Origin of the sequence: Streptomyces sp. NBC_01216, from assembly GCF_035994945.1 — a bacterium.
GTDB lineage: Bacteria > Actinomycetota > Actinomycetes > Streptomycetales > Streptomycetaceae > Streptomyces.
On sequence record NZ_CP108677.1, the window covers coordinates 212,098 to 228,441 of the forward strand.

Consider the following 16,344-nt stretch of genomic DNA (forward strand, 5'->3'; position numbering starts at 1 on the left):
CCGCGGGAGGGGATGAGGGGCGGTGCTCGGAACCGGAGGGAGGGCGACGCATGCAGCACACCGGAGCGGAGTCGTGGGTGGAGGTCGCCGTGGTCGCGAGGGTGTTCGGAGCGGACGTCCTGCGCTGCGGGCGGCGGGTCCTCACCGCGCTCGTACACAGGGCCGTCGCCGAGATCGGTGCCACGGCGGCACCGCTCCGTCCGGGTGGGCCACGCGACGGACGGTGCGGGGTGCGGAGGTGAGCGATGTCGGTACCGAGGAGTCCGGCGGTCCGGCCGGCCCGCCTCAGCCCTCGTGCCCCGAGGCGGACTGGCCGCCGGCGATCGACGGACGCTACTGGGCGTTCCACGCGGCGCACTTCGAGCGCTTCCTCTCCTACGCCCGGTACGACCTGCGATCGGAGGAGGCGGCCGAGGCCGCGGTGGACGCCACGTTCCGGGATCTGATGCGGCTGTGGCCCCGGGTGGCCGCCATGGAGAAGCCGGCCGCCTACGCGTGGACCGTCCTCAAGAAGCGGATCATCGACCAGGGCCGACGGCGCGGACGCGATGACATCCCGGTGGACGGGGAACTGCTGCGGGGCGTCCTGGACGACCGGGCCACGGGGACCGATCCGTACGACGCGCTGACGGAGCGGATCGCCCTGCACGAGGCGATCGGACACCTGCCGGAACGTCAACGCGACACGGTCAGGCTCTGCTTCCTGCTCGACCAGCCGACCGACGCCGTCGCGGAGACACTCGGCGTCGACGAGGCCACCGTGCGGTCGCATCTGCGCCTGGCCAAGGCCCGGCTCGCGCGGCTCCTGCGCAAGCCCGTCTCGGATTCCGAGGGCGGGAGGGCCCGGTCATGAACCAGACGCAGGGCGGCTCCGGTTCCCTGGAGGAACTGCTGGCCGCGGCGGCGTCCGCCGTCCCCGTCCCGCGCACCGGCATCGCGGCCTCCCGGATGCGTCTGTCGCTACGGACGAACGACCCGGTGAGCTGGCCGGGCGCCTCGCCGGGGCCGGCGGGTAGCGCCGGGGCTTCCCGCGGAGGGGGCGGTTCCCTCACCCGGGGCAGCCCGACCGGCGGTGCCCCGGAGCGCGCGGTCGCGCCCGTCCGCGCGGGTACGCCGCTGGACGCCGAGGACGCCGACCGCGAACTCGAGGCGCTGAGCACGGCCATCGTGCTCGCTCCCGACGCGGGCGCGCATCTCGCCGTCTTCGCCGAGAACGCGGCGGCCTATCCCGAGGGCGCGCTGGTCTTCGCCTGCGTGTTGCACCTGGCGGGCGACGGCGAAGGAGCGACCTTCTGGTGGCGGCTCGCGGCGGGAGCGGAGCTGCACCGCGCGGTCTCCTGCCTGATCCTCGACCACACCCGGCGGGGCGAGTTCGAGGACGCCGACGTCTGGGCGGGGCGGCTGCCCGAAGGCCCGCCGTGCCCCGATCCGGACTGGCACGACCGGCCCTGTCTGACGGCCGAGGCGCGTCAGGCGCTCGCCCGCGCCCGGCACCGGGTGCGCCGGACCACGCACGAGGACCTCGGAGAGGTGCCGACGGCGGACACGAGCCTGGCGAAGGCGGTGTTCACGCTCGCCGTCCGCGCGGACCGGCCGGTCCGCGCGGACTGGATACTGGCCGCTCCGCGGACCGCCGCGCCTCCGCCCCGTACGGCCCGTTCCGTGCCGGGCGGCCCCGGGACCACCCGGCAGCCCGGCGGAACGACCCAGGCTCGGGCGGGGTCGCGGGCCGGGGCGGAAGGACGGGCGGGAGCGCCCGGAGGGCCGGAGGCGCCGCCCCCGGATGGCGGCGGCAGCGCCGTCTACGCGGCCGCACCCCTGCGGCACACCTCCCTCACCGCGCTCGCCCGACGGGTACCGCGGGCGTCCCCGGCTCCCGACCGCTGGGCCGAGGCCCTGCGGGTGCTGGACGTCCTGGACGCCGTGCTCCGGGCCCGAAGACCCCTCGGTACCGGGGAGATCGCGGTGGCGGCGCGGCTGCACCCCTCGCCGCTGGCACTCCTGCTGGACTGGTTGTGCGGCCACCTGCTGCTGGTGCGGCTGCCCGACGGCGCGTTCACCGCCGGACCGCTGTTCCGTCCGGACACCGGCGGCGATCCCGTCCTGCGGCGCGGTGCGCTACGGCAGGTGCTGGACGAGCTGCGGGAGAGCACCGGCGCGGCGGTCTACGTCAGCCGGTACGCCGCGGGAGAGGTCGAGATCCAGCACTGTGCCGACGGTCCCGACACCCCGGCCGTGCACCAGTGGGTCGACTTCCGCGAGGCCGCGCACGCGAGCGCGGTGGGCAAGTGCCTCATGGCGCAACTGGACTTCGGCGCGCGCATGGACCACCTCGCCCGCCATCGCCCGGTGCGGCTGACCGACCGGACGATCACCGACCCGGCCGCGCTGTTCCGTACGCTGGACGGCCACGGCCCGCACGCCGGTCAGTTCGACCTACTGGAGTACTCGCGGCACGAGGTCTGCGCCGCGGTCCCCCTCACCGTGGCCGGCCGGCCCGCGTGCGTCGCGCTGTCCCTGCCCGTGATCCGGGGCCACCGTCTGACGCGGGCGGCGCGCACCCTGTCCGACCGTTCGGGGCTGCTCCTGCTCACGCTGATCGCGGCGTTGCCCGTCGACGGGGACCCCGCCCGGTGGAACCCGCGGCCCGGGCCGCGGGGGCGTGCCGCCGACCCGACCGGCCCCTCCCCGGGCACCGCGTACACGGCCTTCAGTCCGTCCGTGGGGTCCGGATGGACGGCGGCGGCGTCCGGACTCGCTCATCCCGCGAGCCTGCTCGCACCCTTACCCGAACACGGTCCGGCGGAAGCTCGCCGGCCCCGGTAGGCGGACACCCGGGCCGTGCGCGCGGCCCGGCACCGCGGGGAGCCCCGAGCCACGCGCGCGAAAACCCGTCCCGTCGCGGGGACGGTGACGGGTGGCGGAACGGCTCCCGGGCGGGTCGCCGTCGCGTCATGCGGGCGCGTCGGCGTGCCGCAGTTCGGCGAGCAGTTCGCTCTGGCCGGCCAGGAGTTCGGTGAGGATCCTCCGGGCCGCGCGCAGGAGCTCGGCCACGTCGCCGCCCGCCAGCGCGTAGCTGACGGTGGAGCCGTCACGGATCGAGACCACGATGCCGGAGCGGCGCAGCACCGCCAGCTGCTGGGAGAGGCTGGAGGGTTCGATCTCGATGTCGTTCAGCAGTTCGCGCACCGGTAGCGGGCCGTCCTGGAGAAGTTCCAGAACACGGATTCGGACCGGGTGACCGAGCATGCGAAAGAACTCCGCCTTGGCCTGGTACAGCGGTACCTGCATGCAACAACGCTCCTGCCGGGGTATGGGCTGCTGGGTGGGGGCGGCGACCGGCAGTGCGCCGGGTCCTCCACGACCGTGTTCACGATCCTGCCGTGCCGGGACCCGCCCCCACCTGCAGCTGACCTTTTTTGGATGTGTCGAGTTGAAGATTTCTTCAACTCATGGGCACACGTGATCAGGCAGATCGACGAACGACTAGAGCTCGAGATCCTTCTCGATGCGGCGGAGTTGGTGGCGGGCCATCGCGAGATTGGCCCGTCCCTTGTCCAGGACGATGTACAGGAAAAGACCGTTGCCGCCCCGGCCCTTGAGGAGCCGGATGAGGTGGTACTGGCCGCCGAGGGTGATCAGCATGTCCTCGATCTCCTCCTGGAGACCCAGCATCTCCATGGCGCGGGTCTTCGCCCGGATCACGTCGGTGTTGCCCGCGGCGGCGACCGTCAGGTCGAGGTCCTTGCTGCCGCCGAGGGTTCCGAGCGCCATGCCGCTCGTGTAGTCGACGAGGGCGACGCCCACGGTCCCCTCGATCGAGGCCATCGCCTCCTTCAAAGACGTCTCCACATTCACCACAGCGCTCGCTCCCTCAACTCATGATGGTCCGGCCGGCGGTGGCCCCCCGGTCGGTCGGTGATCGAGACGCTACTGACCGGCGTCGAGGAAGGAGGAGGAAAGCGGCTGGTCGGCTGAAAACCGATCATCCCGCTCCGCACTCCGCCGTGGACGTGCCCGGTGACACCCCCGCTCTTCGCGTCTCCCCTCGAGCGGTGTGCCGGGACGCCGCGGCCTCCTTGCGGCACGCGGACCGGCGCCGGATCATCCGCCCCATGAGAAGACTCTCCGCGCGAATCGATTCCTCCGAGGTCGCACCGTACGGGCGGCGGACGTGGACGGCCGGTCCACCACCCACCGGTGACGTCCCGACGACCGCCGCGCTAGCCTCGCCGCGCCCCGCGAGCACGGGCGGAACCGGCGCCGGGAGCCGGATCGCTCCGCGCGGGCGGCGCGAGGAGTGCGGGGCGGCGGACCGCGCGGACGGGACGGCGCTCTACCTGCGCTTCGCCTCGCCGCTCCGCAACGAGCGGGGCCATTTCACAGGGGTGTTCGGACTGGTCAACAGGCTGGCACGGGAAGGACGCCTGTCCGCGGCGGAAGAGTCCTTCCGCCGGGCCGGCAACCGCTGGTACGACGCCGCCTACCCCGACCCGTCGTCGGTCGACCCGGCCGTCTACGACGCCGTGAAGAACCCCGGCGCCGCCGCCTGGTTCAAGCCATCGGCGCACCACCTCATCGAGCGCGTCGGCGGCTACCCGGCGATCCTGGCCGCCCACGCGGTCCCCTGCCGGCCGCTGCGCTGTGCGGACCCGGGCCGGATCGTCTACGAGGACGACGTGCAGATCGTGGTCGTGCCGTACGGCGTCTCGTCCCGCCGCCCCTGTGAGGTCGGGGGTGGGTGCCCCGCACGGGGCCGGTCCGGCGCCCCCTGAGGGCCTGTCGGGTGGCCTCCGACCGGGCGGTCACGCCCTGGCACGCGCGGGACGGATCCCGGCCGACCGGTGCGGTGGACGGGGCGCGGCACCGTCGATCCCGCGCGGCACCCCGGAGAAGCCCGCCCGGCCCGGTGCGTCGGGCGGGCGTGACGCCGCTACCGGGGCAGGGTGGACAGGGCCGCGAGCGCGGGGCCGAAGGCCCCGCCCAGCTGGTAACAGAGGTGGAACAGGCCGATCGCCGTGGGGCGCTGCGCCTCCGGTGCGACTCCGGCCGCGTAGGCGGCGAGCGTGGCGTTGCCGGCGGTCGTCGCGAGGGCCGACAGCGCGAACGCCGGCAGCAGGAGGGGGACCCAGGGGGTCAGATCGGCGGTGAGCCGCGCGAGCAGGCCGAGGCCGATCAGGAGCGCCACCACCCGGGCCCCGCCCATCCGGCCGGCAGTGGCGGCCAGGAGCCAGGAGCAGAGGGAGCCCGCGAGGAGGGCGACGAGCTGTCCGGCGCCGATGGCGGCGGTGGACCAGTCCGTTCGCGCCGCGAGTTGCCCCGGCAGGCCGAAGAGGAGGGTGAAGTACGAGGTGGACAGGGCGCAGGCGAGCAGTGCGCAGAGCGCGAACGCCGGAGTGCGCAGGAGTGCGGCCGGGAGGAATCCGTCGGGGCGGGCCCGGACGTGCAGCGCCAGCAGCGCGCCGCCCGCCGCCGCCGCGATCGCCGCCGGAAGCGGGTAGCGGGGGGTCAGCACCAGGAAGCTCGCCAGAGTGGCGAGCAGGGCCGCTCCCCGGGCGTCGAAGGGAGTGGTCGGGGCCGGCGGCGCGGGCGGCGCGGCACGCAGGGCCGCGGGGAGGGCCAGCAGGGCCGGGACGGAGAGCATCAGCGAGACGCGCCAGCTCAGCGTGTCGGCGATCAGCGACCCGAGGAGCGGGCCGACCGCAGCGAAGACCCCGAAGCCCATGGCGATGACGCCCATCCGCCGGACCGTACGGGCCAGGCTCATGGCCGAGGCGACGAGCCCGGCTCCGCCGAACGCCTGGGCCGCCCGGCCCGGCAGGGCGAGCGCCATCCAGGGGGCGAGCGCGACCGCCACCGTGCCCGCGGCGAGCAGGAGGGCGCTGACCCGAAGCGTGGTGCGGAGTCCCCGGCGGCGCAGCAGGCCCGCCATCAGGGGGGTGCCGACCGCCAGGGCCCACGCGAAGGCGGTGACGAACCAGCCGGCCGTCAGGGTCGTGGTCGCGAACGACCTGGCGATGTCCGGGAGGATCAGGACCGGGCTGTTGGCTCCCGCCGCCATGGGCGCCGCCAGCAGGGCGGGCCAGAGGGCCGGGATCTCGCGGCGCGGTGGGGCGGCGGGTGGTGAGTGCGCGGTGAACTCCGCGGCGGCGTCATGGGCAGGCACGACGGCTCCCTTGCTCAGAATTAAGAATCTCAACGTTAAGATAAAAGCAGGGAGCCCGGACGGTCGTCAATTGTCTTAGCATTGAGTAATTACTGCCTCGAAGGGAGTCACCCGTGGGCGACGCCGTGGACGCGATCACCGACCAGTGGACGAAGGAGCGGCCCGACCTGGCGGAACGTCTCTGGCCACTGCATGTACTGGGGCGGCTCCAGCGCCTCGGGCAGGTGCTGGACAAGGAGTTCAAGGCGTTCGCGGCCGGTCACGGACTCGAACTGGGCGAGGCCGACGTGCTGGCCACGCTGCGGCGGTCCGGATCCCCGTACGAGCTGACGGCGGGCGCGCTCCTCAGGGAGTCCATGGTGACGTCGGGCGCGATCACCCACCGCATCGACCGCATGGAGACGAAGGGCCTCGTGGAACGGGTGCGCCACGGGGGCGACCGGCGTACCGTCACCATCCGGCTCACCGATCACGGGCAGCGGCTCATCGACGACTACATCGCCGGCCATCTCGACAACGAGGCGCGACTGCTGCGCGCGTTCGGCCGGGAGGAGTGCGAGCGGCTCGGCGACGCGCTGCGCACCCTCCTCGAATCGCTGGGCGACACGGCCGAGGGCCGGCGCGCGCACTCCCGGACGCGGCGATCCGGCCTGAGCCACCCGGCGGACTCCGGGTGAGACCGCCTCCCAGGGGTCAGCGGGCGCGTTCGGCAGGACACGACGGTCAGCGCCGGTCGGCCTTGTCCAGCTCCTCGTCCAGGGCCATCGCCGCGGTGATCAGCGCGAGGTGGGTGAACGCCTGCGGGAAGTTTCCGAGTTGTTCGCCCGTCGGACCGATCTCCTCGGAGAACAGGCCGACATGGTTGGCGTAGGTCAGCATCTTGTCCATCGCGTAGCGAGCCTGCCGCACACGGCCCGCGCGTGCCATGGCGTTGACGTAGAGGAAGCTGCACAGCGAGAAGGTGCCCTCGGAGCCGCGCAGGCCGTCAGGCGACGCCTCCGGGTTGTAGCGGTACACGAGACTGTCGGTGACCAGCTCGCGGTCGATCGCGTCCAGGGTGGACAGCCAGTGCGAGGACTTCGGCGAGATGAAGCCGAGCAGCGGCATCAGCAGGAGCGACGCGTCCAGGACGTCACTGCCGTAGTGCTGCACGAACGCCCCGCGGTCGGGGTTCCAGCCACGCCTCATCACCTGCGTGAGGATGGCGTCCCGGGTGGCCGTCCAGCGCGTCAGGTCGGCCGGCCGGGCGTACTCGGTGGCCAGCCGGACGCCCCGGTCGAACGCGACCCAGCACATCACCCGGCTGAAGGTGAAGTCCCGGCGCCCGCCGCGGGTCTCCCAGACGCCCTCGTCGGGACGGTCCCAGTGCGCCGCGAGCCAGTCGAGGAGCGCCGCGAACCCCAGCCACCCTTCGTAACCGGCGAGTTCGGCGACGTCCGGGGAATGCGTGAGGCCGTACGCGAACTCCCCGTAGATGTCGAGCTGGAGCTGGTCCGCCGCCGCGTTCCCGGCCCGCACCGGGGCGGAGTCGCGGTAGCCGCTCAGGTGGTCCAGGACCTCCTCGGGGAGCCGGGGGTCGCCGTCGACGCGGTACATGATCTGGAGCGGCTCCCCGCCCGCCGCGCTGGTCGCCCGCAGGCACCCGCCGAGCCACGCGCGAAAGGCGTCGGCCTCCTCGACGTAGCCGAGGTCGATCAGGACCCGAACCGACAGCGACGCGTCCCGGATCCAGGTGTAGCGGTAGTCCCAGTTACGCTCCCCGCCGACCTGCTCCGGCAGACCCGTCGTCGGCGACGCGATAGGGGCGCCGGTGGGCGCGTAGATGAGGAGCTTGAGGGTGATCGCCGACCGGTTGACCATCTGCTGCCAGCGGCCCCGGTAGCGGCAGCGGCCCATCCAGTCGTGCCAGAACCCCATGGTCGCCTCGAACTCCGTACGGAAGCCCTCGACGCTCGCCGGCTGGGGCTCGGGAGACCCGGCGGCGCGGGTCTCCAGGAGGATTCCGGCACGCTCCCCCTGTCGCAGGGTGACGGTGGCCCGCACGTCCTGCCCGTCGGCCACGAGCGGGATGTCGCTCTGGAGGTGGATGTCGAGACCGGGCCCGCGGAAGACGGCCCCCTGTCCTTCGAGCGCGAGGGTGTGCGCGGCGCGGCCGTAGTCGAACCGCGGGCGGCACTCCAGACCGAAGGTGACGGTGCCGCGGACGACGCGCAGGACCCGCATCAGCCGGCGCCGGTCGTCGGCCACCTCGGGACGGTCGGCGACCGGCATGAAGTCGACCACCTCCCCCACCCCTTCCGGGGTCAGGAACCGGGTGACCAGCACGGCCGTGTCGGGAAGGTACAGCTGGCGCACGGTCGTGTCCTCGTGCAGCGGCGCGATCGTGAAGTGGCCACCGCGCTCGGCGTCGAGGAGGGCGGCGAAGATGCTCGGCGAGTCGAACCGGGGTGCGCACATCCAGTCGACGGAACCCCCGCCGGAGACCAGCGCGGCGCTCTGGAGGTCTCCGATCAGTCCGTGATCGGCGATCGGTGGGTACGCACGCATCAATGCCCTCGATTCCTTGGTCGGGACCGGGCGCGGCACACCGCGTCGCTCGCCCGCTCCACGCAACCCGCAGCGGCCGGCGGTGGCAACACGGACCGGCCGATCGGGTGAACCGCGGGACCGGTCCCGGCCGCGACCGCCGGCCCCTGCCCGCGCGGGGGCGTCGGCCGTCAGGGTGTGGCCCTCGTGGTGGCCGACGTCCGGAGGTACTCCGTCTGGTCGGCGAGGAACCCGGCGGCGAAGAGGCCGCGCGGGTCGAGGACGGCGGTCAGCAGCAGACGTGGCCGCGAGCGTTCGACGTCGTACTCCAGCAGGGAGTGCGTGGCGTGCGGATAGCGTGCGACCCGGAGGGCCGGGGCCGGCAGGAGCGCGCGGTAGCGGGACTCGGTGTCGGCGACGTCGACGTTGACGTCGTGCCCGGCCAGGACCAGGAGGACAGGCACACCGCGTACCGCACGGAGGTCGGCGGAGGCGTCGGCCGTGTGGTTCCTCGTGACGAAGCGCCAGCGGGCGGCGGTCATGTCCCGCACGTCGCCGACCGTGTCCCGGTACTCCTCGAATGACGCTCCGCGCCTCAGCAGGTCCAGTGTCGTCTCGCGCCGGCGCAGAGCGACGGCCGTCTCCTCCGGGGACGCACCCTCCTCCCGCAGTCGCGCCAGGAGGTTGTAGCGCCCCTGCTGCCGCCAGTCGACGGCGGGCGAGACGGCGATGACGAACTGGAGGCGTGGGTCCGCGGCCGCCACCTTGGGCAGGACCCAGCCCGCCTGACTGGCTCCCCACAGGCCGACGCGGCCACCATCGATGTCCGACCGGGCGCGCCCCCACGCCACCGCGGCCAGGGTCTCACGCGCCCGGTCTTCCATGCTCTGGTCGAGCCAGTCGCCCTCCGAGCCCGCCACCCCGGGCTTGCTGAACGACAGCGAGGCGTATCCGGCGCGGGCGAACGCCTCCCACAGGGGCCGGTAGAACGTCTCGTGCGTCGCGTCGACGGGCCCGTCTCCGTGGACGAAGACGACCAGCCCGAACGGCCCGTCGCCGCGCTCCGGCCGCGCGAGGACACCGTCGAGCGACCGGCCGTCGTGCCGGAGGGAGACATGCTCCTCCCGCAGCGCATAGGTGTTCCGCCAGAGCACCACGCCTCCCAGCGCGAGGGTCGTCAGCAGGACACCGACCAGTGTCCACAGCGTCAGGCGCCACCCGCGGCGGCCTCGTCGCGGGTGGTCGATTCCGCGTCGTCCGTCTCTTGTCATCCGGAGCCCCCTCATTCCGTTCAGTTCAATAACGCTCGTTTCAAGAATGAACGTATTAGACTCGATCGCGCAAGGTCGGACGAAGGAGGAGGAGCGCGATGACGACGGGAAACCCGGGAAGCGGGCCGGTGGTCCGCCGGGGCGTGCCGGAGGGGAGCGAGCGAGAGGTCGCCGCCCTCTACTGGGAGGCGTTCGGCCGCAAGCTCGGGGCGGCGCTCGGCCCGCCCGGCAAGGCGCGGGCGTTCCTCGCCGCGCACCTGCGGCACGACCGCGGCGTCACCGCGCTCGCCGGCGGCCGGGTGGTCGGCGTCGCCGGGTACCGGCTCGACGGACGGTCACTCACCGGCGGAGGCGCCGTGGACGTGCTCGCTGCCTACGGAGCACTCCGCGGGCTGCCGAGACTGGCGCTGCTCGCCCTCCTCGAACGGACCGCGGGCGACGCGGAGCTGCTGATGGACGGCATCGCGGTGGACGCCGCGCACCGGGGCGGCGGCATCGGCGGGCGCCTGCTCACGGAGATCGCCGCCGTCGCGGCCGAGCACGGCAGCCGGCACATCCGGCTGGACGTGATCGACGTGAACCCGCGCGCCCGCGCCCTGTACGAACGCCACGGCTTCGTCGCCACGCGGACCGAGCGGACCCCGTACCTGCGGCGGCTGATGGGATTCGGCGCGGTGACGACCATGCGGCGGCCGGTGACGGCCGCGGACCTCACCGGCGGGCGGGAGGCGCGATGACCGGCGGCGACGCGGCGGACCCGGCCGGCGGCGGCCGGCCGGAGAGACCGGAGATCCCGACCCGGCTGCTCGTGCACGCCCTCGTCCGGGAGGACGGCACCGTCGACGGCACGGACCTCTACGCGGTCGCCGGTGTCCTGGGCATGACGGACCAGCAGGTGCGGCTGTGCGTCAGACGTCTGGTGGCGGACGGCCGCTTCACCCAGGAGGGACGCGGACGCAAGGCCGTGCTCCGGGTCGTCGCCGATGAGACGGGCTCCCTCGCACCGGACGCCGACTACGTCCGCCACGCCTACCGGCAGGACCAGGGACTCGCCCCCTGGCAGGGCACCTGGTTCCTGTTCGGTTTCGCCGTCCCCGAGGCACGGCGGTCCGCACGCGACGCCCTGCGCGACACGCTGCTGCATCTCGGCGCCGCGCCCGTGCACGGCGGCCTGTACGTCACCGCCCATCCTGTCGGCGCACTCGTCCGGGCCCGCGCCCGGCACCTCGGAGTCCTCCCCTCGGTCACCTTCCTGACCAGCGGGGACCTCTCCGTGGGAGGGGTCGACGATCCGCGGGAGCTGGCCGCCACGCTGTGGCCCCTCGACACGATCGCCGCCGGCCACCAGCGACTCGCGGCGTTCGCCGGAGACTGCCTGGCCCGACTCGACGACGCGACGCCGCTGACGGGGACCGAGCGGCTCACCATGGCGGTGGAGCTCGCCGCCGTGTTCACCGACGCGATGCGTCCCGACCCGCTTCTGCCGCCCGAACTCCTGCCCCCCGCGTGGCCGGGCGCGCGGGCACGCCGACTGGCCGCCGACTGCTGGACCCGGCTCCTCGCCCGGAGCGCCCCCGGTCACGGGCCCGCCGACGGGCACCCCGACCGCTCCCCCGGGTCCACCCTCCGGCTCTTCGCGCTCTTCTCGGACGCGCTCCCCGGCGTCGGGACAGCGGTCTGACGGCCGCGGCCGAGGCCCCGGCGGCGCGGGGTGAAGAGTCACGACCGGGGCACCCGGGCGTGCCCGCACCGGGCACCCGCCGCAAGCCGGGCAAACGGCGGGGATACGCTTCCAGGAGACGGAAAAGACCGAAGCTCCCGGGGTGACCGCGGCGGCCCCAGCCACGCGGCGATCCTCCGGAGTCCGCGGCCCCGGGAGCTCGGGGACTCAGGGATGGAGCAGCACATGACGAGCCTCAGCCGCACCGCACTGGTCGAGGATCTGATGGGGCGTTTCCCGCACGTACCCCGGGAAGCCGTGATCAAGGAAGACCTCCTGCGGGGCGGCATGGCCTTCGACGAGTCGGCGCTGAGCGACACCGCCGACGGGGCGTCCGGAGACGTCAAACCGAAGTCGTACTTCATCTTCTCCTTCGACCACCGCACGCTTCCGGAGCTCGGTGCCGCGGCGCTCAACCGGCCACCCGAGGAGATCGTGCTCACCGGAGGCCCGTACGGGCTGCGGCGCACCGTCGTGTCCGTACGCGTCAACCCCGACTCCCCGTACGTCGTGCGCGGCGGCGAGGACGGGACGCTGGGCCTGTACCTGGACGGGGCTCGGATCGCGGACGTCGGCCTGCCGCCGATGCCGGAGTACTACCGGCACACGCTGTCGAACGGCAAGTCCGTCATGGAGGTCGCGCCGACCATCCAGTGGGGATACCTCATCTATCTGACGGTGTTCCGGGTGTGCCAGTACTTCGGCGCGAAGGAGGAGTGCCAGTTCTGCGACATCAACCACAACTGGCGCCAGCACAAGGCCGCGGGCCGTCCGTACACCGGTGTGAAGCCGGTGGAGGAGGTGCTGGAGGCGCTGGAGATCATCGACCGGTACGACACCGCGGGCACCTCACGCGCCTACACCCTCACGGGTGGCTCCATCACCTCCCAGGTGGGCGGCCGTGACGAGGCCGACTTCTACGGCCACTACGCCCAGGCCATCGAGGAACGCTTCCCGGGCCGCTGGACGGGCAAGGTCGTCGCTCAGGCGCTGCCCCGCGACGCCGTGCAGCGCTTCCACGACTACGGCATCCGGATCTACCATCCCAACTTCGAGGTCTGGGACCGGCGCTTGTTCGAGCTGCACTGCCCGGGCAAGGAGCGCTACGTCGGCCGTGACGAGTGGCACCGCAGGATTCTGGACGCCGCGGAGGTGTTCGGTGCGCGCCAGGTGATCCCCAACTTCGTGGCGGGGATCGAGATGGCCGAGCCCTTCGGCTTCACGAAGGTGAGTGAGGCGATCGAGTCGACCGCGGAGGGCCTGCGGTTCTTCATGTCGAAGGGTGTCGTGCCGCGCTTCACCACCTGGTGCCCGGAGCCCACGACTCCGTTGGGCAAGGCCAATCCGCTGGGCGCGCCGCTGGAGTACCACATCCGCCTCCTGGAGACGTACCGGGCGACGCTCGAGGAGTTCGGCCTGAGCTCGCCGCCCGGTTACGGTCCGGCCGGCCCCGGTCGCGCGGTGTTCTCGGTGAGCTCCTTCATGGACAGCCTCGAAGGACTCTGACGGAACCGGCCCCGACTCCGTGGCGGGTCCCGCTCCGGACGCCGCCGGGCGGCGGGGTAACCCGCTTGCCCGTCGCGCACGTCCCGTGTGAGGGTGCCGCGCATGCCTGCCTTCTCCGCTCCCGACGGGACCGAACTCGCCTACCACCGACGGGGGGACGGGGACGGTCCTCCCGTCGTCTGCCTCCCGGGCGGTCCGATGCAGGATTCCGCGTACCTGGGCGACCTCGGCGGTCTCGCCGCGCGTCGGCCGCTGGTCCTGCTGGATCTGCGCGGAACCGGCCGGTCCGCGACACCGGTGGACCCCGCGACGTACCGCTGCGACCGGCTCGTCGACGATGTGGAGGCGCTGCGGGAACATCTCGGCCTGGGCACGGTCGACCTGCTGGCGCATTCCGGCGGCACCAACCTGGCGGCGGCGTACGCGAGCCGCCACCCGGAGCGGATCGGCAGACTGGCGCTGATCACACCGAGCGTGCTGGCCTTCGGCGTGGCGGTCACCGCCGACGACCGGCTGGAGGCGGCACGGCTGCACCAGGGCGAGCCGTGGTTCCCGGAGGCGTTCGCGGCGCTCGAGGCCCTCGTGTCCGGTCAGGGTACGGCCAGCTCGTTCCAGGCCATCGCCCCTTTCCTGTACGGCCGCTGGGACGGGACCGCCCGCGCCCACCAGGCCGCGGCGGACGGACAGCGCAACGGGGAGGCCGCCGCGACGTACGGCGCCGAGGGTGCCTTCGATCCCCCGGCCGTCCGGGCCGCGCTCGGTCGCCTCGGGTCGCCCGTCCTCCTGCTGGCCGGTGAGGCCGACCTCAACTCCCCTCCGCGCGCCGTCGCCGAGGTGGCCGAGGTCTTCCCGCGCGCGGAACTCGTCGTACAGCGGGGGGCCGGACACTTCCCCTGGCTCGACGACTCCGAGCTGTTCGTGACGAGCACCGCGGCGTTTCTCGCGTGACGGAGCACCGGCGGCCGGGGGCACGGGGCCGGCGAGAGGGCCCTGTCCGTCGGCGGCGGACGTGCCGCGTACGGACTCGGTCGCCGACGTGCGTCAGGGCGTCGCGCAGGCCGGATGACCCCAGCCGTCGGGGTTCTTCGTGATCGTCTCGCCCTTGGCATAGGGGCTTCCGCAACGGCATCGGCCGGAGAACCTGGCCTTCAGGGAACCACCGCCCGTCGTGCGAGAGCCCGGGCGGCGGGCCGTCGGCCGGCCTCCGGCGCCGACGGGCCTCGCGGCGCCGCCGCCGGGTCCGGCGGGCGGCAGCTCGGAGCCGGCCGCCGAGCCGATGGCCTGCTGGGTGCGGGCGGCGTGGCCGGCCGCCCGGTCGGCGGCGTCGTTCAGACGGTCCCCGTCGACCTGGTGCGCCGGGGTGTGGACGAAGTCCACCTGGCGGCCGGCCAGGAGTTCGTCGATCCGCACGACCAGGTCCTTGTTCGCCACCGGGGAGCCCGAGGCGGTCTTCCAGCCCTTGCGGCGCCAGCCCGGCAGCCAGGTCGTGACCGCCTTCATGGCGTACTGGGAGTCCATCCGGATCTCCACCGGCGCCGCCGGGTCGAGGGCCTCCAGGAGTCTCTGGAGCGCGGTGAGTTCGGCGACGTTGTTCGTCGCGCTGCCCAGCGGACCGGCCTCCCAGGTCGCGACCTCGCCGTCCGTCCCGGCGACGACCCATGCCCAGGCCGCGGGCCCGGGATTGCCCTTCGACGCGCCGTCGCACGCCGCGATGATCTTCTGCACCATGCCACGATCCTGGCATGCCGGGGGCCGGAGGCACACACGCCGATCCGGTGGGCGCTCCCCGTCCCGGCCACCCGGGGCCCCACACCGCTATCCGGCGGCGCCGAGGAAGCCGAGCACCTGTTCGGTGAGCAGGGTCGCGGCGCTCGCGTCGTAGGACGGCAGGGTGCTGTCGGCGAACAGGTGCTCCTCGCCGGGGTAGAGGAAGAGCTCGGCCTTCCCGGTGCTCGCGACGAGCGCGCGGGCGGCGTCGAGGTCGCCCTCCCCGGTGAAGTACGGGTCGCCGTCCATACCGTGCACCTGCACCGGAACGCCGTCCGGCCAGCCGCCGAAGTCGTCCGCGGGGATGCAGGCACTGAAGAGGAGGGCCCCGGTGGCGCCGGGCCTGGTCTGCGCGAGCCGCTGCGCGGGGAGCACGCCCAGGGAGAATCCGGCGAGGACGAGCCCGTCCGGCAGCGACTCGGCGGCGTGGACACCGCGCTCGACGATCGTGTCGAAGCCGAGGGCCTGGGCGTGTCCGACACCCTCTTCGAGCGTGTCGAAGACGCGGCCCTCGTACAGGTCGGGCACGTGCACGGTGTGGCCGTGCCGGCGCAGTTCGCCGGCGAAGGCGGTGACGCCCGCCGTCAGACCGTGCGCGTGGTGGAACAGCAGTACCTCGGCCATGGGACTCCTTCTCGTGGGACGCCCGCCTCTGGCTGCGAGCGCACCCCTCGGTGAGCGTCGGCTGACGGGAGGGTCGGCGCCGCCACTCCCCTGGGGCGGGAAGGCGCCCGCCGGTCCGCCGGCCTCATGAGCCTAAGGCTGCTCTCGGGCGAGGTGTCCGGACGCCGGCTCTGTCGGGGAGGGGACATGCCTCGGGAACCGGGGGCAGGGGAGTCGAGGCCCACAGACCGGCCCGCGCTGTCGCCGCGCGCGCTCGTGGGGTCCGTCGCGGTGCGGCGGTCGGGTCACCGGCGGACTCTCGCCTCCGCACCGGGACCTCAACACGCGCATAAAAAGCCATAAAACGACCAGTTACCCTCCAAGGATCAATCTTCCTTTGCTCGCAATTATCGGATGATGTCGGACATTTCTTCCAGGTGACATGACTCACGGGCACGCGACCCGGTGACCCGCCCACGGACCCCATCTCCCAGCGTTTCAGGGAGATTCGGGGCCTCCTCCACCTTCGCGGCCCCGCCCGCCGGCCACTCGGAGCGTCTTGTTATCGACGGCATTTCTCGCCTACGGTCACCTCCATTCGGATGGAACGCCGAATCCTGCCACCATCCGCAATTCCCACTATTCACCGCCGGCAGGAGCGGGGGACCCATGTATTCGCCGGTCCGGACTCCGGAACGGCTAGGGGTGAAGTCGCACCTGTGCGACCGGGCATCTCCAGCCCGAACCCGACAGCTCACCCCGCAGGCGCCGGAGAGGAAATCCGT

The 16,344-nt window shown here is 73.2% G+C and carries 15 protein-coding genes, 1 pseudogene and 1 riboswitch; of the genes and pseudogenes, 9 read left to right on the forward strand and 7 right to left on the reverse strand.

The features are described from left to right. The first annotated feature begins 50 nt into the window (after nucleotides 1-50). The 3 genes from OG393_RS00870 to OG393_RS00880 are packed head-to-tail and all read left to right on the forward strand — an operon-like array spanning nucleotide 51 to nucleotide 2,826. Nucleotides 51-242: a hypothetical protein gene (locus tag OG393_RS00870; RefSeq protein ID WP_327372558.1), complete on the forward strand. Its 192-nt coding sequence runs from the start codon at nucleotides 51-53 to the stop codon at nucleotides 240-242. Next, nucleotides 239-853 (forward strand): sigma-70 family RNA polymerase sigma factor, encoded by a 615-nt coding sequence (locus OG393_RS00875; RefSeq protein ID WP_327372559.1) that lies wholly within the window; start codon nucleotides 239-241, stop codon nucleotides 851-853. Before OG393_RS00870 ends, OG393_RS00875 begins: the two co-directional genes overlap by 4 nt. Beyond that, nucleotides 850-2,826 carry an IclR family transcriptional regulator domain-containing protein gene (locus OG393_RS00880; RefSeq protein ID WP_327372560.1) on the forward strand — a complete coding sequence of 659 codons (1,977 nt, stop codon included), beginning with the start codon at nucleotides 850-852 and terminating at the stop codon, nucleotides 2,824-2,826. The genes OG393_RS00875 and OG393_RS00880 overlap by 4 nt, the downstream gene beginning before the upstream one ends. A 126-nt stretch (nucleotides 2,827-2,952) precedes the next feature. Here OG393_RS00880 and OG393_RS00885 read toward each other — a convergent pair whose 3' ends face one another. Together OG393_RS00885 and OG393_RS00890 are read right to left on the reverse strand one after the other, a co-directional pair. Further along, nucleotides 2,953-3,291: an ArsR/SmtB family transcription factor gene (locus OG393_RS00885; protein WP_327372561.1), complete on the reverse strand. Its 339-nt coding sequence runs from the start codon at nucleotides 3,289-3,291 to the stop codon at nucleotides 2,953-2,955. Nucleotides 3,292-3,486: 195 nt separating this feature from the next. Next, entirely contained in the window at nucleotides 3,487-3,861 is a 375-nt protein-coding gene (locus OG393_RS00890) for a hypothetical protein (protein ID WP_327372562.1), read from the reverse strand. Nucleotides 3,862-4,340: 479 nt separating this feature from the next. Between OG393_RS00890 and OG393_RS00895 the strand changes: the two genes are divergently transcribed. Then, nucleotides 4,341-4,775 carry a hypothetical protein gene (locus OG393_RS00895; protein ID WP_327378269.1) on the forward strand — a complete coding sequence of 145 codons (435 nt, stop codon included), beginning with the start codon at nucleotides 4,341-4,343 and terminating at the stop codon, nucleotides 4,773-4,775. Between the two features lie 158 nt (nucleotides 4,776-4,933). Here OG393_RS00895 and OG393_RS00900 read toward each other — a convergent pair whose 3' ends face one another. After that, nucleotides 4,934-6,166, reverse strand: a complete 1,233-nt coding sequence (locus OG393_RS00900; protein ID WP_327372563.1) for an MFS transporter — start codon at nucleotides 6,164-6,166, stop codon at nucleotides 4,934-4,936. Between the two features lie 113 nt (nucleotides 6,167-6,279). Between OG393_RS00900 and OG393_RS00905 the strand changes: the two genes are divergently transcribed. Then, a complete protein-coding gene (locus OG393_RS00905) occupies nucleotides 6,280-6,843 on the forward strand; it encodes a MarR family winged helix-turn-helix transcriptional regulator (RefSeq protein WP_327372564.1) in 564 nt (187 codons plus the stop codon). A gap of 46 nt (nucleotides 6,844-6,889) precedes the next feature. On the opposite strand, the gene OG393_RS00910 is transcribed toward OG393_RS00905, so the two are convergent. After that, nucleotides 6,890-8,713 (reverse strand): glycoside hydrolase family 15 protein, encoded by a 1,824-nt coding sequence (locus OG393_RS00910; RefSeq protein ID WP_327372565.1) that lies wholly within the window; start codon nucleotides 8,711-8,713, stop codon nucleotides 6,890-6,892. A 170-nt stretch (nucleotides 8,714-8,883) separates the two neighbouring features. After that, a complete protein-coding gene (locus OG393_RS00915; RefSeq protein WP_327372566.1) occupies nucleotides 8,884-9,963 on the reverse strand; it encodes an alpha/beta hydrolase family protein in 1,080 nt (359 codons plus the stop codon). Between the two features lie 98 nt (nucleotides 9,964-10,061). Here OG393_RS00915 and OG393_RS00920 point away from each other — a divergent pair, with 98 nt between their 5' ends. The 4 genes from OG393_RS00920 to OG393_RS00935 all read left to right on the forward strand — a co-directional run bounded on the left by OG393_RS00920 (nucleotide 10,062) and on the right by OG393_RS00935 (nucleotide 14,137). Then, the gene (locus OG393_RS00920; RefSeq protein ID WP_327372567.1) at nucleotides 10,062-10,700 is read left to right on the forward strand and encodes a GNAT family N-acetyltransferase; all 639 of its coding nucleotides are present in this window, start codon (nucleotides 10,062-10,064) and stop codon (nucleotides 10,698-10,700) included. Beyond that, nucleotides 10,697-11,644 carry a PaaX family transcriptional regulator C-terminal domain-containing protein gene (locus OG393_RS00925; protein WP_327372568.1) on the forward strand — a complete coding sequence of 316 codons (948 nt, stop codon included), beginning with the start codon at nucleotides 10,697-10,699 and terminating at the stop codon, nucleotides 11,642-11,644. Before OG393_RS00920 ends, OG393_RS00925 begins: the two co-directional genes overlap by 4 nt. A 225-nt stretch (nucleotides 11,645-11,869) precedes the next feature. After that, on the forward strand, nucleotides 11,870-13,189 hold the full coding sequence (locus OG393_RS00930; RefSeq protein WP_327372569.1) for a radical SAM protein: 1,320 nt from the start codon (nucleotides 11,870-11,872) through the stop codon (nucleotides 13,187-13,189). 102 nt (nucleotides 13,190-13,291) lie between these two features. Further along, the gene (locus OG393_RS00935) at nucleotides 13,292-14,137 is read left to right on the forward strand and encodes an alpha/beta fold hydrolase (protein ID WP_327372570.1); all 846 of its coding nucleotides are present in this window, start codon (nucleotides 13,292-13,294) and stop codon (nucleotides 14,135-14,137) included. A gap of 93 nt (nucleotides 14,138-14,230) precedes the next feature. On the opposite strand, the gene OG393_RS00940 is transcribed toward OG393_RS00935, so the two are convergent. After that, nucleotides 14,231-14,917, reverse strand: coding sequence for a ribonuclease H family protein (locus tag OG393_RS00940; RefSeq protein WP_327372571.1), 687 nt, complete (start codon nucleotides 14,915-14,917; stop codon nucleotides 14,231-14,233). Nucleotides 14,918-15,004: 87 nt separating this feature from the next. Then, nucleotides 15,005-15,592 (reverse strand): annotated as a pseudogene (locus OG393_RS00945) (dienelactone hydrolase family protein); the annotation flags it as partial. Nucleotides 15,593-16,157: 565 nt separating this feature from the next. Then, nucleotides 16,158-16,342, forward strand: a riboswitch (cyclic di-AMP (ydaO/yuaA leader). Nucleotides 16,343-16,344 lie beyond the last annotated feature (2 nt).

Coding starts and splice junctions, on each gene's coding strand:
- OG393_RS00870 (WP_327372558.1), top strand. CDS start 51: ATGCAGCACACCGGAGCGGAGTCGTGGGTGGAGGTCGCCGTGGTCGCG.
- OG393_RS00880 (WP_327372560.1), top strand. CDS start 850: ATGAACCAGACGCAGGGCGGCTCCGGTTCCCTGGAGGAACTGCTGGCC.
- OG393_RS00885 (WP_327372561.1), bottom strand. CDS start 3,291: ATGCAGGTACCGCTGTACCAGGCCAAGGCGGAGTTCTTTCGCATGCTC.
- OG393_RS00910 (WP_327372565.1), bottom strand. CDS start 8,713: ATGCGTGCGTACCCACCGATCGCCGATCACGGACTGATCGGAGACCTC.
- OG393_RS00915 (WP_327372566.1), bottom strand. CDS start 9,963: ATGACAAGAGACGGACGACGCGGAATCGACCACCCGCGACGAGGCCGC.
- OG393_RS00920 (WP_327372567.1), top strand. CDS start 10,062: ATGACGACGGGAAACCCGGGAAGCGGGCCGGTGGTCCGCCGGGGCGTG.
- OG393_RS00925 (WP_327372568.1), top strand. CDS start 10,697: ATGACCGGCGGCGACGCGGCGGACCCGGCCGGCGGCGGCCGGCCGGAG.
- OG393_RS00930 (WP_327372569.1), top strand. CDS start 11,870: ATGACGAGCCTCAGCCGCACCGCACTGGTCGAGGATCTGATGGGGCGT.
- OG393_RS00935 (WP_327372570.1), top strand. CDS start 13,292: ATGCCTGCCTTCTCCGCTCCCGACGGGACCGAACTCGCCTACCACCGA.
- OG393_RS00940 (WP_327372571.1), bottom strand. CDS start 14,917: ATGGTGCAGAAGATCATCGCGGCGTGCGACGGCGCGTCGAAGGGCAAT.